This window comes from Streptomyces sp. NPDC096046 (genome assembly GCF_040303285.1).
Classification (GTDB): Bacteria; Actinomycetota; Actinomycetes; order Streptomycetales; family Streptomycetaceae; genus Streptomyces.
The window spans coordinates 53,253-67,868 of sequence record NZ_JBEOSZ010000033.1 but is presented as its reverse complement, the minus strand read 5'-3'; the positions used below and the strand labels follow the sequence as shown (position 1 = coordinate 67,868).

At 71.5% G+C, this 14,616-nt stretch carries 12 protein-coding genes; 3 read left to right on the top strand and 9 right to left on the bottom strand.

The window, feature by feature from the left end; all coding sequences use genetic code 11:
• Positions 1-351: 351 nt before the first annotated feature.
• Positions 352-1,185, top strand: a complete 834-nt coding sequence (locus ABTX62_RS25605; protein ID WP_352118401.1) for a class II glutamine amidotransferase — start codon at positions 352-354, stop codon at positions 1,183-1,185.
• 58 nt (positions 1,186-1,243) lie between these two features.
• On the opposite strand, the gene ABTX62_RS25600 is transcribed toward ABTX62_RS25605, so the two are convergent.
• From ABTX62_RS25600 to ABTX62_RS25585, 4 genes are all read right to left on the bottom strand, one after another.
• Positions 1,244-1,753 (bottom strand): O-acetyl-ADP-ribose deacetylase, encoded by a 510-nt coding sequence (locus ABTX62_RS25600; RefSeq protein WP_352118400.1) that lies wholly within the window; start codon positions 1,751-1,753, stop codon positions 1,244-1,246.
• Positions 1,750-3,159, bottom strand: coding sequence for a phytoene desaturase family protein (locus ABTX62_RS25595; protein ID WP_352118399.1), 1,410 nt, complete (start codon positions 3,157-3,159; stop codon positions 1,750-1,752). The genes ABTX62_RS25600 and ABTX62_RS25595 overlap by 4 nt, the downstream gene beginning before the upstream one ends.
• A 180-nt stretch (positions 3,160-3,339) precedes the next feature.
• Positions 3,340-4,185, bottom strand: coding sequence for an inositol monophosphatase family protein (locus ABTX62_RS25590; RefSeq protein ID WP_352118398.1), 846 nt, complete (start codon positions 4,183-4,185; stop codon positions 3,340-3,342).
• 77 nt (positions 4,186-4,262) lie between these two features.
• Positions 4,263-6,089: a gamma-glutamyltransferase family protein gene (locus tag ABTX62_RS25585; RefSeq protein ID WP_352118397.1), complete on the bottom strand. Its 1,827-nt coding sequence runs from the start codon at positions 6,087-6,089 to the stop codon at positions 4,263-4,265.
• Positions 6,090-6,608: 519 nt separating this feature from the next.
• On the opposite strand from ABTX62_RS25585, the gene ABTX62_RS25580 reads away from it, so the two are divergent.
• Positions 6,609-6,767 (top strand): hypothetical protein, encoded by a 159-nt coding sequence (locus ABTX62_RS25580; protein WP_352118396.1) that lies wholly within the window; start codon positions 6,609-6,611, stop codon positions 6,765-6,767.
• A 332-nt stretch (positions 6,768-7,099) separates the two neighbouring features.
• Positions 7,100-7,774, top strand: a complete 675-nt coding sequence (locus ABTX62_RS25575) for a hypothetical protein (protein WP_352118395.1) — start codon at positions 7,100-7,102, stop codon at positions 7,772-7,774.
• Between the two features lie 26 nt (positions 7,775-7,800).
• Here the strand turns inward: ABTX62_RS25575 and ABTX62_RS25570 are convergent, their stop codons facing one another.
• From ABTX62_RS25570 to ABTX62_RS25550, 5 genes are all read right to left on the bottom strand, one after another.
• Entirely contained in the window at positions 7,801-9,327 is a 1,527-nt protein-coding gene (locus ABTX62_RS25570; RefSeq protein ID WP_352118394.1) for an NCS1 family nucleobase:cation symporter-1, read from the bottom strand.
• A gap of 148 nt (positions 9,328-9,475) precedes the next feature.
• Positions 9,476-10,498, bottom strand: coding sequence for a TIGR03842 family LLM class F420-dependent oxidoreductase (locus ABTX62_RS25565; protein ID WP_352118393.1), 1,023 nt, complete (start codon positions 10,496-10,498; stop codon positions 9,476-9,478).
• A gap of 11 nt (positions 10,499-10,509) precedes the next feature.
• Positions 10,510-11,913 carry a dihydropyrimidinase gene (gene hydA, locus ABTX62_RS25560; RefSeq protein WP_352118392.1) on the bottom strand — a complete coding sequence of 468 codons (1,404 nt, stop codon included), beginning with the start codon at positions 11,911-11,913 and terminating at the stop codon, positions 10,510-10,512.
• A gap of 121 nt (positions 11,914-12,034) precedes the next feature.
• On the bottom strand, positions 12,035-12,877 hold the full coding sequence (locus ABTX62_RS25555) for a nitrilase-related carbon-nitrogen hydrolase (protein ID WP_352118391.1): 843 nt from the start codon (positions 12,875-12,877) through the stop codon (positions 12,035-12,037).
• Between the two features lie 155 nt (positions 12,878-13,032).
• Positions 13,033-14,595 (bottom strand): PucR family transcriptional regulator, encoded by a 1,563-nt coding sequence (locus tag ABTX62_RS25550; protein WP_352118390.1) that lies wholly within the window; start codon positions 14,593-14,595, stop codon positions 13,033-13,035.
• Positions 14,596-14,616 lie beyond the last annotated feature (21 nt).

Genomic DNA, 14,616 nt, shown 5'->3' with positions numbered 1-14,616 from the left:
AGACAGCCGAGGGCCTCCCACCCGGGCAGGCCCATCGCCACACCGGCCAGATGCCCGGCCACCCCGGACGAGGCGACCCAGGCCCCACAACCACCCGCCATGCGGGCAACACCCCGGGCAGAGCCGCCGGCAGGCGGGCGATGACCACCAGACAGCCGAGGGCCTCCCACCCGGGCAGGCCCATCGCCACACCGGCCAGATGCCCGGCCACCCCGGACGAGGCGACCCAGGCCCCACAACCACCCGTCACGGGCGATGCGCCCCGGCCCCGGTCATTGTTCTCTGGGGGCACGCACACCACCTACAGAGCCGTGCGGCTCGGCCGGGCGGCTCGGAACGGGGGTACCGGCCATGTGCCGCTGGCTCGCCTACTCGGGCACTCCCGTGCTGCTCGACGACGTCCTCTACCGCCCGGAGCACTCGCTGATCGACCAGAGTCTCCACGCGCGGATGGGCGTCGAGACCACCAACGGAGACGGTTTCGGCGTGGGCTGGTACGCCTGGCACCTGCGCACCCCCGCCGTCATCCGCGACACGGGCCCGGCCTGGAGCAACCGCAACCTGCGGGAGATCGCCGACCACGTCCGCTCGTCGCTGTTCTTCGCCCATGTGCGTGCCTCCACCGGCTCGGCCGTGCAGCAGACGAACTGCCATCCATTCCGCCACGGGCGGTGGATGTGGATGCACAACGGGGCGATCGACGGCTACTTCGACCTGCGCCGGGATCTCATGCTCACCGTGGACCCGGGGCTGTTCCCGTCGCTGGAGGGCACGACGGACTCCGAGGTGATGTTCCACATGGCGCTCACCCTCGGGCTGGACGGCGACCCGCCGGGCGCGGTGGCCCGGATGACGGGGCTCATCGAGCGGCTGGGCCGCGAGCACGGGGTGCCGCAGCCGCTCCAGATGACGGTCGCGGTGACCGACGGGGAACGGCTGTGGTTCTTCCGGTACTCCAGCGCGGGGACCTCGCGGTCGCTGTACTACAGCAGCCGGGTGGAGGACATACGCGCCCTCCACCCGGACCTGGGCTTCCTGAACCACGTCTCCGACGAGACACGGCTGGTCGTGTCCGAGCCGCTGGGCGATCTGCCGGGCGTCTGGAACGCCGTACCGGAGAGCACCTACGGCGTCGTCCAGCCCGGCCGGGACCTGCTGTGGCACTTCGAGCCCGAGCCCGTCTGAGGAGGCCCTGCCCCGAGAGGCGCGCGGAGAGGCCGCGGAACCCTGCCGTCCCGGGCCGTCAGTGGAGCCGGGCGGCGAACGCCTCGTACGCCCGCTCGTCGAAGAGGACGAACCGGACCTCCTCGACCGTCGTGTCCGCCGCCCGCACGGTCCCGACCGCGATCCGGGCGCCGTCGTCCATCGGCCATCCGTAGACGCCGGTGGAGATCGCGGGGAACGCGACGCTACGGGCGCCGAGTTCGGCGGCGACGCGGAGCGACTCGCGGTAGCACGAGGCGAGGAGGCCGGAGCGGTCCTCGGTCGTGCTGAACACCGGGCCGACCGTGTGGATCACCCAGCGGGCGTCCAGGTCGCCCGCGGTGGTGGCGACAGCCTGACCGGTGGGCAGGCCCTTGCCGAGGTGCGCGGCACGAAGCCTGCGGCAGTCCTCCAGAATGGCCGGGCCCCCGCGGCGGTGGATCGCCCCGTCGACCCCTCCCCCGCCCAGCAGTGACGAGTTGGCCGCGTTGACGATCGCGTCGGCGCTCTCGCGGGTGATGTCGCCCTGGACCAGTTCGATGGCCGTCATATCTGCCTCAGTCGCTTCCACACGGCCCTGGCCGCGTTGTGCCCCGACATGCCGTGCACTCCGGGGCCCGGCGGGGTCGCCGAGGAGCAGATGAACACGGCCGGATGGGGGGTGTGGTACGGGAACAGGGTGAGCTTCGGGCGCAGCAGGAGCTGCAGGCCGGAGGCCGCGCCGCAGGCGATGTCCCCGCCCACGTAGTTGGCGTTGCGGGCGGCGAGTTCGGGCGGGCCCGCCGTGGCACGGGCCAGGACGCGGTCGCGGAACCCCGGCGCGAAACGCTCCAGTTGGCGCTCGACGGCATCGGTGAGGTCACCGGTCCAGCCGTTCGGGACGTGCCCGTAGGCCCAGAAGACGTGTTTGCCCGCCGGAGCCCGGGTGGGGTCGACGACGCTCGGCTGCACCGTGATCAGGAACGGCTTGTCGGGGGCCCGGCCCTCCCGGGACGCCGCGCGCAGGGCCGCGCCGATCTCCGCGCTGCTCGCGCCGATCTGCACCGTGCCGGCGGCACGGGCCTCCTTCGCGGTCCAGGGCACGGGGCCGTCCAGCGCGTAGTCGATCTTGAAGACGCCCGGTCCGTAGCGATAGCCGGCGTAGTGGGTGCCGAAGCCGGCGATGCGGGCCAGGGCGGTGGGCGAGGTGTCGAAGACGTACGCGCGGGCCGGCGGCAGGTCGTCGAGGCGCTTGACCTCGTAGTCGGTGTGGACGCTGCCGCCGAGGTCGCGCAGGTAGGCGGCGAGGGCGTCGGAGAGGGACTGGGAGCCGCCGCGGGCGACGGGCCAGCCGCGGGCGTGCGCCGCGAGGGCGAAGACCAGGCCGACGGCGCCGGTGGCGAAGCCGCCGAGCGGTGCCATGACATGGGCGACGAGCCCGGAGAACAGGGCCTTGGCCGGTTCGTCGCGGAAGCGGCGCATCAGGAGCGTCGAGGGGGGCAGCCCGGCCAGGCCGAAGCGGGCGAGGGTGACCGGATCGCGGGGCAGCGCGGTCAGCGGCAGGGACATGAAGTCCCGGGCGAGGGTGTCCCACCTGGGCAGGAAGGGCGCGACGAGCTTGCGGTACGCGCCGGCGTCGCGCGGGCCGAAGGAGGCGGCCGTCTCGCCGACCGTCCGGGCCAGCACGGCCGCCGTGCCGTCCGGGAAGGGATGCGCCATGGGCAGCTCGGCGTGCAGCCATTCCAGGCCGTAGCGTTCGAGCGGCAGGGCGCGGAACGCCGGGGAGTTGATGGCCAGCGGGTGGGCCGCGGAGCACGGGTCGTGCCGGAAGCCGGGGAGGGTGAGCTCCTCTGTGCGGGCTCCGCCGCCCACGGTGCCCCGGGCCTCGAAGACGGCGACGGAGAAGCCCCGGCGGGCCAGCTCCACGGCCGCGGTCAGTCCGTTCGGCCCCGCACCCACTACGACGGCATCGAGCATCGACGGCACCTTGGGACCCCTTCGTCAGCCGACGGCCACTGAGGATCAGGATATGCCCGGGGACTGCCCGTCACCGGTCGCGGGTGATGTCCGCTGTGGAAGGCCGCTGAGCGGCGGCCGGAACCGTCCCGTGCGCACGGTGAGTGATCGGCCGTGCGCGGCAGGCGACGGTTCCGGCGCTCAGGCCCCGCCCGAGAGCAGCCCCACCAGCCTGCGGGCCGTGGCCGCGTCGCGGGCCGCGGTGAAGGGCAGGACATTGCCGCCCGTGATGCGGAACGGCTCACCCGCGCGGGTCAGGTGCACGCCGCCGGCCTCCTCGACCAGGAGCAGACCGGCCGCGTGGTCCCAGGCGGCTTCCCAGGAGAACGCGACGGCGTCCAACTCGCCGCGTGCGACGGCGAGGTACTCCAGACCGGCCGAGCCGCACGGGCGCGGTTCCACACCGTCCGTGCGCAGGTGGAGCAGGGCGTGCTTCTCCTCCTCCGTCGTGTAGTCCGGGTGGGAGGTGGCCACGCGCAGGTCCCGGCCGGGCTCGGGCACACCGGCGAACAGCCGCTGCCCGTCGAGGTAGGCGCCCTTGCCCCGCTGGGCGGTGGCGAGCCGGTCACGGGCGGGCGCGTACGTCCAGGACGCGAGCAGGGTGCCGCCGACGGCCAGCGCGACCAGGGTGCAGAACCCGGCCTCGCCCCGCACGAACTGCCGGGTGCCGTCGACGGGGTCGACGATCCAGACCGGGACGTCGCCGCCTATCGCCTCGTACGACGCCGGATTGGCGTGGACCGCCTCCTCTCCAACCACGACCGAGCCGGGCAGCAGGGCGGCCAGCGCCTCGGTCAGGAACAGCTCGGCCTTGCGGTCGGCGTCGGTCACCAGGTCGTGCGGGCCGCTCTTCTGGTCCACCTCGTGCGCGGCGAGCCGGCGCCAGCGCGGCATGATCTCGCCGGCGGCCGCCTTGCGGATCGCCTCTTCGACGTCGGGGGCGTGCTCTGCGAGAAACTCTTCGATGGTTTCGTTCGTATCGATCACCCCTCCATGACAACACGTGTCACTGACAAGGCGCCCCCGCCGGGTGCACTCCGGGTGGCATCGCGATGAACAGCGGATCACCGGCCCACCGCGTACCCCTGCATCCCGCGCGGATTCGCCGCCCCCGACAACACACCGGTCTCCGGATCCCGTGCGACCGCGCACAGCCGGCCCTCCGACCATGGCCCGCCGACGGTCACGTCGTGGCCGCGCCGCCGCAGCTCCTCCACGACGGCCGGATCGGTGCGGGACTCCACGGTCACACTGCCCGGGCGCATGCCGCGCGGGTAGAAAGAGCCGGGGAAGCTGTCGTTGTGCCAGTTCGGGGCGTCGATCGCGCCCTGGAGGTCGAGACCGCCGCGCACGGGGGCGCGCAGGGCGACCGCGAGGAAGAAGTGCAGCTGCCACTGGTCCTGCTGGTCGCCGCCGGGCGTGCCGAACGCCATGACGGGCACGCCGTCGCGCAGGGCGAGGGAGGGCGTCAGGGTGGTGCGGGGGCGCCGGCCGGGGGTGAGGGAGTTGGGCAGTCCCTCCTCCAGCCACGTCATCTGGAGCCGGGTGCCGAGCGGGAAGCCGAGTTCGGGCACGACGGGGTTGGACTGGAGCCAGCCGCCGCTTGGCGTGGCCGAGACCATGTTGCCCCAGCGGTCGACGACATCGAGGTGGCAGGTGTCGCCGCGGGTGGTCCCGTCGGCGAGGACCTCAGGTTCGCCCGGCACGGGGGACGCCGGGCTCTTGGCGAGGGTCGGTTCGCCGACGCCCAGGGCGTCGTAGCCTTCCTGGGCGGCGGCCGCCACGCGTGCATGCGCGCACAGCCGCGGGGTGCGTCCGCCGGGGCTGCCGGGCCGCAGGTCGTGCTCGGCCCGCTCGCCGACGAGGGCGCGGCGGGCCGTGTTGTACGCGTCGGACAGCAGGTCGTCGAGCGGCACGTCGGCGGCGTCGCCGTACCAGGCCTCCCGGTCCGCCATGGCGAGCTTGCAGTTCTCCACCAGGAGGTGGACGTAGTCGGCCGAGCCGTAGCGGGGCGGTTCGGGCGGGAGCAGGGCGAGTTGCTGGAGGAGGACCGGGCCCTGGCTCCAGGGGCCCGGCTTGCACAGGGTCCAGCCGTTCCAGTCGTACGTCGCCGGCGTCTCGTAGGTCGCGGACCAGGCGGCGAGATCGGCGGCCGTGAGGGTTGCGGTGTGGCGTTCTCCGCTGGTGTCCCTCGTGGGACGCCCGGCCTGGCGGACGAGGGCGTCGGCGATGAACCCGGTGCGCCACACCTCCCGCGCGGCCTCGATGCGCGCCTCCCGGTCCCCTGCTCCGGCGGTCTCGGCGAGCAGGCGCTTCCACGTGGCGGCGAGTGCGGGGTTGGTGAAAAGCTCACCGGGGCGGGGCGCCTTGCCGCCGGGCAGGTAGACCTCCGCGGACGAGGTCCACTCCGTCTCGAACAGCTCGCGCACCGTCTCGACGGTCTCGCCGACGCGTTCCACGGGCGCGTGGCCGTGCCCGGCGTACCCGATGGCGTACTTGAGGACGTCGTCGAGGGACTTGGTGCCGTGGTCGCGCAGCAGCAGCATCCAGGCGTCGAACGCGCCCGGCACGGCGGCGGCGAGCGGCCCGGTGCCGGGGACGAGGTCCAGGCCGAGGCCACGGTAGTGGGCGACGCTCGCCCCGGCCGGTGCGACGCCCTGCCCGCACAGCACCCGTACCTCACCGCCGGCCGGGGCGAGCAGGATCGGCACCTCCCCGGCCGGGCCGTTGAGGTGCGGCTCGACGACGTGCAGCACGAACGCACCCGCCACGGCCGCGTCGTAGGCGTTGCCGCCGTCCTCCAGCACGGCCATCGCCGACTGCGAGGCGAGCCAGTGGGTGGAGGACACCATGCCGAAGGTGCCCTGAAGGGTGGGGCGGGTGGTGAACATAGGGCCTTTCATCTCGCTGTCCAGGTGTACCGGCCCGACGATGAGCGCTCAGCGCAGGTGAACCACCTGAGCAACAGCACGACATCACGAGTCGAACCTCAGTGGCGGCTGCCGCTTGGGCGACTCGACTCAAGACTTTGGAGGTAATCGATTCGCCTCCGCGCCTGTTCGGGTGTCTCGTCCTGAGTCCAGGCTTCGCGCTCCCGGGCGGTGCGAGGGTTGGCCGAGGGAGTGCGCCCCTGGCCGTCTGTCACCTCGAACCGACCTCCTTGCCCGTCTCTGTCAGGAGCGTCCTGGCTCGCAGTCGCCGAAAGGATCGACAGACACGCGGTCACCGCTCCGACAACGACACTGGAGAGTACGGCTCTTCGGTGCATGGCCATCTCGGTCCGCCCTGCAATTCGGGAGGCGACAGTCTATCGACGCCAGGTACCTCGCGACGACGGTAAGTACGCCAGCGTTCGCGACAACACACCTTCACCGACACGCAGTACTCACCAGCCGTCGTCGAGTACACGCTTGTCGGAACTCGTCTACAGCAAGGTGTCCTACCCTTCCCTCGTCTGCCACGTGGAGCGCGCCCAGGCATCGGGCCTTCCCGGAGCCACGTTCGAGAGCCCGCTGACCAGGACCGAAGATCCCGCCATTCCCGACACCGACGTCCGACGCGGCCTGTGATGACGCCCCCAGCTCACAGGCCTGAGCGTGGAAATCGGCCAGGCTTCGGCTGAGCGGGCCGGCGAGGCGGACCAGGCCGGTACCCGGAGATCGCAGGTGGGCGGGCACTTGTCGACAGGAAGCACCGCAAACCCCCGGCTACACACGCACCTGCCGCAAACCACTCACCGGCCGTTGAACCAGCCGAGATCCGGGCGGTGGACAGTGGGCCCCGTCACCGCGCGGCCACGGAGCGAGTTCGCACTTCCGCACCACAGACACTCATGTGACACTGTCGTCCCGTCCGCCGTGCGGACCCGTTCCGCACCGTCGTCCCCCACGAGAAGGGCGCCGTGCGTTCTCTACCTCTTCCCTTGGCCCTGACCGCCCGTCTGTCCCCGGTGGTGGTGCTCGCCGCGGCGGGCTGGGCGTTGTCGTCCGGTCCGCTCGCCGCGCCACAGGCCGCCGCGCACAAGCCGGCCGAAGAGAAGACCGAGACCCGGGCCGCGTCCGCCCCGTCCACGGCGACGGCGACGGTGTCCAAGGCGTACTCGGCCGCGCCCGCCCCGTGCGACAGCGTCGCCGAGAAGACGATCGAGTCGCTGGTGCCGGGCGCCAAGGCGCGCGGCAAGGAGATACCGTCCACGGACACGAAGCTGCGCCGCACCTGCTCCTGGAACGCGCTCAAGGGCTACGACTACCGCTGGCTCGACGTGTCCTACGAGGTCATGGAGTCGGACGAGGCGGCACAGAAGGCGTACCAGGAGCACACGGGCAGGAAGAGCGGTGGCGGGGCCGTGCCCGGTCTGGGTGACAGCGCCTACTCCGTAGTGACCCTCACCACCGAGGACAAGCAGGAGACCCGCGAGGGCGTCGTGATCGCCCGCGCCTCCAACGCGCTGGTGACGATCACCTACAACGGCAGTGACTTCGAGTCGAAGAAGGCGCCCGGTACGGACACGATCAACAAGGGCGCCATCAAGGCCGCGAAGGAAGCGGTGGCCGCGCTGGAGGCCGACGAGGGCTGATCGCCGCCCTCCAGCACCGGTCCGGGTCAGACGGCCGTGCGGTCACGGCCTCGCAGGGCCATCAGCAGCAGGTACAGCACCATCGAGGTGCCCAGGCCCACCGCCCAGCCGTAGTCGGCCAGATCGGCCAGCGCCGGGATCGGACGGCCGTCGATCAGCGGTTTGAAGCTCGCGCCGCCGACGGCGAGGACACCGCCGACCACGAAGGCGGCGACGGCTCGCCAGTTCCAGCCGCCGTCGTACCAGTAGCGGCCGCCCGGGCGGTACAGGTCCGCCAGGTCGAGCCGGGAGCGGCGCAGGATCCAGTAGTCGGCGATGAGGATGCCCGCGACGGTGCCGAGCAGTCCGCCGACCAGGCCGAGCCAGGTGAAGATGTAGCCCTCCGGGTCGGAGTACAGCTTCCACGGGAAGATCAGCACCCCGAGGACGCAGGTGGCGAGGGCTCCGGCCCGGAAACTGATCCTGCGGGGCGCGATGTTGGAGAAGTCGAACGCCGGAGAGACCAGGTTGGCCGCGACGTTGACGGAGAGGGTCGCGACCAGGACGGTGACCAGCGCGAACAACAGGCCCACCGTGCTGTCGGTCTTGGCGGCGAGCTGGACCGGGTCCCAGATGGCCTCGCCGTAGACGGCCTGGCTGCCGGAGGTGACCATCACCGACAGGAAGGCGAAGAGGGTCATGGTGGTCGGCAGGCCGAGCGCCTGGCCCCAGGTCTGGGCCTTCTGGCTCCTGCCGTAACGGGTGAAGTCGGGGATGTTCAGCGACAGCGTGGACCAGAAGCCGATCATGCCCATGAGGGCGGGGGCGAACAGCTTCCAGAAGTCGGGGCCCCAGCCGAGCTTCGACGGCTGGTCGAACAGCGGGCCGAAGCCGCCCGCCTTGTCGCTCATCCACCACAGCATCACGAACGCGCCGACGAGCACGAAGGGCGCCGCCCAGTTCTCGAAGCGGCGGAGGGTCTCCATGCCCCGGTAGATGATGACGACCTGCAGCGCCCAGAAGATCGCGAACGACAGCCACATGGTCCAGGCATGGCCGCCGACCTTCGCGGCGTCCGTCCAGCCGGTGCCGATGAGCTTGCCGGCCAGGAAGTAGATGGCCTCACCGCCGATCCAGGTCTGGATGCCGAACCAGCCGCACGCCACCAACGCCCGTACGACCGCGGGCAGGTTGGCGCCGCGGATGCCGAAGGAGGCTCGGGCGAAGACCGGGAAGGGTATGCCGTACTTCGGCCCGGCGTGCCCGGTGAGCAGCATCGGTATCAGCACGATCACATTGGCCAGGGCGATGGTGAGCACCGCCTGCTTCCAGTCCATGCCGACGGCGATGAGCCCGGAGGCCAGGGTCCAGGAGGCCGTGTTGTGGGCCATGCCGACCCACAGCGCGGAGAAGTTGTAGGTGGTCCAGGTGCGCTTCTCGACCGGTACCGGCAGCAGGTCGTCGTTGGCGTAGGGGCCGGTCGGTGCGGGAGCGCCGGGGGCGATCTCCACCCGGCCGTCGGTGAGGGTGACTTGGGTGGGCGGCGGTGGGGCGGTGGGAGCGGTATCGGTCATGGGCCGGGCCAATCAGGGGAGACGGGACGGGAAAGGCCGTGCGGTGGCGCCGATGGGGGGGTGCGCTCCGGGTGCGTCGGTATGCGTCCTGGGCCCCCTTCCCGAGCCGCTGGGAAGGGGGAGTTCACAGGGGGAGGTGCGGCGGAGGTCAGCCGTTGACGGCCGGGATCACCCGTGCTCCGTAGGCCTCGATCACGGCCTCCTGCGCGTCGTGCATGTCGTAGACGGCGAACTGGTCCACGCCGAGCGCGCGCAGCGCCTCCAGTTTCTCGATGTGCTTCTCGACCGGGCCGATCAGGCAGAACCGCTCGACGATCTCGTCGGGCACGAACTGGGCGTCGGGGTTGCCGCTGCGCCCGTGGTGGGAGTAGTCGTAGCCCTCGCGGGCCTTGATGTACTCGGTGAGTTCGTCGGGCACCTGGGCGGAGTGCTCGCCGTACTTGGTGACGAGGTCGGCGACGTGGTTGCCGACCATGCCGCCGAACCAGCGGCACTGCTCGCGCGCGTGGGCGAGTGCCTCGGGCGAGTCGTCCTCGGTGACATAAGCCGGGGCCGCCACGCAGATGGTCACCTCTCCGGGGTCCCGGCCGGCGGCGACGGCAGCGTCCTTCACGGCCTTGACCATGTACTCGGTGAGGTACAGGTCGGCCAGCTGGAGGATGAACCCGTCCGCCTCCTCACCGGCCATCTTCAGGGCCTTGGGGCCGTAGGCGGCCATCCAGACGGGCAGTTCGGCGTCCGGCTTGATCCACGGGAACCGGACGACGGTGCCGCCGCCGAGGTCGGCCTCCCGTCCGCCGGCGAGGTCCCGGATGACCTTCATGGCCTCGCTGATCCGGGCCAGGGTGTTGGGCTTGCGGCCGGCCACGCGCATGGCGGAGTCGCCGCGGCCGATGCCGCAGACCGTGCGGTTGCCGAACATGTCGTTGAGGGTGGCGAAGGTGGAGGCGGTGACCTCCCAGGTGCGGGTGCCCGGGTTGGTCACCATCGGCCCGACCTTCAGTTTCGTCGTGTTGGCCAGGATCTGGCTGTAGATCACGAACGGTTCCTGCCACAGCACGGCGGAGTCGAAGGTCCAGCCGTGCGTGAAGCCGTTGCGTTCCGCCCGCTTCATCAGGCTGATCACCCGGGAGGCCGGCGGGTCCGCCTGCAGGACGAGTCCGAAGTCCATCTGCACCACTCCTAGTTGAGGTACTGACAGGTGGATCGCGGGGTGAAGACGCCGTGTCCGGCGTGGCCGGTGTACTCCCGCTCGGTGATGACGGGTTCGCCGCGCGAGAGGACCGTCTCCACCCGGCCGGTGGTGCGTTTGCCCTCGTACGCCGAGTAGTCGACGTTCATGTGGTGCGTCTCGGCCGACATGACCTGCTCGGCGTGCGGGTCGTAGACGACGACGTCGGCGTCGGCGCCCGGCGCGAGGGTGCCCTTCTTCGGGTACAGGCCGAACATCCGGGCCGGGGTGGCGCAGGCGATCTCGATCCAGCGGCGGCGCGAGATGTGCCCGTCGACGACGGCCTGGTGGAGGAGGTCCATACGGTTCTCCACGCCGGGAAGGCCGTTGGGGATCTTGGAGAAGTCGCCGCGGCCGAGTTCCTTCTGGCCGACGAAGCAGAACGGGCAGTGGTCGGTGGAGACCACCTGGAGGTCGTTCGTCCGCAGGCCCCGCCACAGGGCGGCCTGGTGTTCCTTCGGCCTCAGCGGCGTGCTGCACACGTACTTCGCACCCTCGAAGTCGGGCTCGGCGAGGTTGTCGGTGGACAGGAACAGGTACTGCGGGCAGGTCTCGCCGAAGACGTTGAGCCCTTCGTCGCGGGCCCGGGCCAGTTCGGCGACCGCCTCCGTCGCCGAGACGTGCACGACGTAGAGGGGCGCGCCGGCGACCTGCGCGAGCTTGATGGCGCGGTGGGTGGCCTCGGCCTCCAGCAGGGCCTTGCGGACCTCGCCGTGGTAGCGGGGGTCGGTCTCGCCCCGGGCCAGCGCCTGCTCGACCAGGACGTCGATCGCGATGCCGTTCTCGGCGTGCATCATGATCAGGCCGCCGTTGTCGGCGGAGCGCTGCATGGCGCGCAGGATCTGGCCGTCGTCGCTGTAGAAGACGCCCGGGTAGGCCATGAACTGCTTGAAGGAGGTGACGCCCTCCTCGACCAGGTGGTCCATCTCCTTGAGGGTGTGCTCGTTGACGTCGGAGACGATCATGTGGAAGCCGTAGTCGATCGCGCAGTTGCCGTCGGCCTTGGCGTGCCAGGCGTCCAGGCCCTCGCGCAGGCTGCGGCCGACGCTCTGCACGGCGAAGTCGATGATGGTGGTCGTGCCGCCCCAGGCGGCGGCGCGGGTACCGGTCTCGAAGGTGTCGGAGGCGAAGGTGCCGCCGAAGGGCAGCTCCATGTGGGTGTGGGCGTCGACGCCTCCGGGGATGACGTACTTTCCGGTGGCGTCGATCGTGCGGTCCGCGGTGAAGGTCTGCGCGGCGGGGGTGCCGGAGGCGGCGAGGGCGGCGATGCGGCCGTCCTCGATCAGGACGTCGGCGTGGATCTCGTCGGATGCGGTGATGACGAGGCCGCCGCGGATGACTGTACGGCTGCTCATGTCGTGGTCGCTCCTCGCGGTGGGTTGGTGCGGGTGGTGGGTGACTGGTCGCGCCCACGCGGCGGTGGCCGCATGCCGAACGCGGTCCCGCGCCCCTGAGGGCACGTCCCCCGCGGACGTCTCAAGGTGCAGTCAGCGGTCCGTAGGCCCCCGGTGCCCGGTCCCGGTAGAACTGCCAGCGGTCGCGGACCTCCCGGAGTCGGGCCATGTCCAGCTCCCGCACGACCAGTTCGGACTCCTTGTCGCTCGCCACCTCGCCGACGAACTGGGCCTCCGGGTCCACGAAGTACGAGGTGCCGTAGAAGTCGTTGTCGCCGTACTCCTCGACCCCGACCCGGTTGATCGCGCCGACGAAGTACTCGTTGGCGACCGCCGCCGCCGGCTGCTCCAGCTGCCAGAGGTAGCCGGACAGGCCGCGCGAGGTGGCCGAGGGGTTGAAGACGATCTCGGCGCCCGCCAGGCCGAGGGCGCGCCAGCCCTCGGGGAAGTGCCGGTCGTAGCAGATGTAGACGCCGACCTTGCCGACGGCCGTGTCGAAGACCGGCCAGCCGGAGTTGCCCGGACGGAAGTAGAACTTCTCCCAGAAGCCCCTGACCTGTGGGATGTGCGTCTTGCGGTACTTGCCGAGGTAGGAGCCGTCCGCGTCGATCACGGCGGCGGTGTTGTAGAGGACGCCGGGCTGCTCCTCCTCGTACATCGGCAGCACCAGGACGATGCGGAGTTCCTTCGCGAGGGCCTGGAAGCGGCGGACGATCGGGCCCTCGGGGATCTGCTCGGCGTACTCGTAGAAGGCCGGGTCCTGGACCTGGCAGAAGTACGGTCCGTAGAACAGCTCCTGGAAGCAGAGGACTTGGGCGCCCTGCGCGGCGGCGTCGCGGGCCGCCTGCTCGTGGACCTGGATCATCGATTCCTTGTCGCCCGTCCAGGCGGTCTGGAAGACGGCGGCACGGATCACTGGGCTCATCGGGACCTCCGGTCGCTCGGTGTGCCGTGAGCCTAGGAAGTCGCGCGGGCGTCTTTGAGTTGCAGCGTGTCACGTCGAAGGGCGTACGGCGTGCCACCGTGTCACTCTGTCGTGGGCCCATGTTTCACCGCCGTTTTCCCAGGTGGGAGCTTGTTTCACTGTTGTTGCGCGTCGTGCGCGAGGAGTGCGATGTGCACCGAGGCGGCTTGCTCGAAGTCGTCGAGGTCCACCCCGAGGCGGACCTGTATGGCCTCCAGACGGCGGTAGAGGGCCGGCCGGGAGACGTGGTGGAGCTGGGCGGTGCGGGACTTGTTGCGGCCGGTGGCGAGGTAGGTGCGCAGGACCGACAGCAGGTCCTCCTCGGTCCCGCGCAGCAGCCCGTCCAGCTCCCGCTCCGCGAAGGACTGCACATGCGGGTCGTCGCGCAGCAACCGGATCAGGCCCCGCAGATGGACGTCCTTCAGGCGCACGACCGGGGGGAGGTCGAGGACGGCGGAGGAGTCGGCCACGGCATCCGCGACGTGCTGCGCCTCGCGCAGTCCGGTGGGTACGTCGTCCCAGGCGGCCCGGGGCTCGGCCGCCGCCACGACGGTGTCCGGGCCGGGCTCGGTGCGCAGCCGGGTCGCGAAGTGCGCGGCGAGGGCGCCCGCGTCCTGGTCCCGGGGAACGCTCAGCAGCACGGCGGTGGCGCCGTCGGCGAGTTCGGCGACCAGCCCGGGCAGGCCCAGCAGCCGCAGAAGCCGTTCGAGCCGGGCGGGGTCGGCGTCGCGGACGACCAGCGGTACGAAGGTGCGCCGGTTGACGGGCAGCCCGGCCGCGCGGGCCCGGGGCAGGAGTTTCCGCGCCGGTACGACACCGCTGACCAGGTCGGTCAGCAGGCTCTGCGCGGACTGCTCCTCCCAGGAGCAGGCGGCGCCCCCGGCGAGCATGCGGTGCAGGACGAGGGCCTCGGCGGCGCGGTCGGCGAGCAGCCGTCCGGTGGCGGTGTCGCCCCGGTAGCCGCACAGCACGATCCGGCCCCAGCGTTCCCCGCACCCGCCCAGTTCGGCCCGGATCCAGCCGTCGCCCTCGGTGCCTCCGGCCTGCCGGGCGATGCGTTCCCAGTCGCGCAGCACGTCGTCCACGGCGGGCCGCTCCCCCGCCGTGCCGAGGACGCGGTGGGCGAGGTTGGTGACGACGACCGGGCAGGCGCTGTGCCGGGCGACCTCGTCGAGCAGGCGTTGCAGTGGGGCGCCCGCGGTGATGAGGGCGGTGAGTTCGGTGCGGACGGTCTCGGAGAGGCTGACGGCGGCGAACTTGCGCCGTACGAGCCTCGACTGAACCTCCTCGGTCAGGTCGGCGAAGGGGAAGGGCCGGTGCAGGACGACCATCGGCAGTCCGCACCGCTCGGCCGCCCGGCGCATCACGTCCGGCGCCGCGGGGAAGGCGCGGCCGAGTCCGAGGACGACGGCGGCGGCCTCCGCGCGGTGCAGGGACCGGACGTACTCGGCCTGCTTGTCCTCGTCGCCGGCGAGCAGGACTCCGGTGGTGAGGACCATCTCGCCGCCGCTGAGCATCACACCGACGTCCGCGGCCTCGGCGACGTGCACCCAGCGCACCGGCCGGTCGAGATGGGTCGCGCCGGCCACCACCTCGGGCTCCCCGGCGAGCACCCGCTCCAGGGTGAGGATCTGCCGCACCGACAGGGCGGGTTCCAGGGAATCCAGGATGGTGGTCATGGGCGGTCCCTTGCTCGGCGC

Excerpts from the sequence above, each read along its gene's own strand:
- ABTX62_RS25605 (WP_352118401.1), top strand. The coding sequence starts at position 352 with ATGTGCCGCTGGCTCGCCTACTCGGGCACTCCCGTGCTGCTCGACGAC.
- ABTX62_RS25600 (WP_352118400.1), bottom strand. The coding sequence starts at position 1,753 with ATGACGGCCATCGAACTGGTCCAGGGCGACATCACCCGCGAGAGCGCC.
- ABTX62_RS25595 (WP_352118399.1), bottom strand. The coding sequence starts at position 3,159 with ATGCTCGATGCCGTCGTAGTGGGTGCGGGGCCGAACGGACTGACCGCG.
- ABTX62_RS25585 (WP_352118397.1), bottom strand. The coding sequence starts at position 6,089 with ATGTTCACCACCCGCCCCACCCTTCAGGGCACCTTCGGCATGGTGTCC.
- ABTX62_RS25570 (WP_352118394.1), bottom strand. The coding sequence starts at position 9,327 with ATGACCGATACCGCTCCCACCGCCCCACCGCCGCCCACCCAAGTCACC.
- ABTX62_RS25565 (WP_352118393.1), bottom strand. The coding sequence starts at position 10,498 with ATGGACTTCGGACTCGTCCTGCAGGCGGACCCGCCGGCCTCCCGGGTG.
- hydA (WP_352118392.1), bottom strand. The coding sequence starts at position 11,913 with ATGAGCAGCCGTACAGTCATCCGCGGCGGCCTCGTCATCACCGCATCC.
- ABTX62_RS25555 (WP_352118391.1), bottom strand. The coding sequence starts at position 12,877 with ATGAGCCCAGTGATCCGTGCCGCCGTCTTCCAGACCGCCTGGACGGGC.
- ABTX62_RS25550 (WP_352118390.1), bottom strand. The coding sequence starts at position 14,595 with ATGACCACCATCCTGGATTCCCTGGAACCCGCCCTGTCGGTGCGGCAG.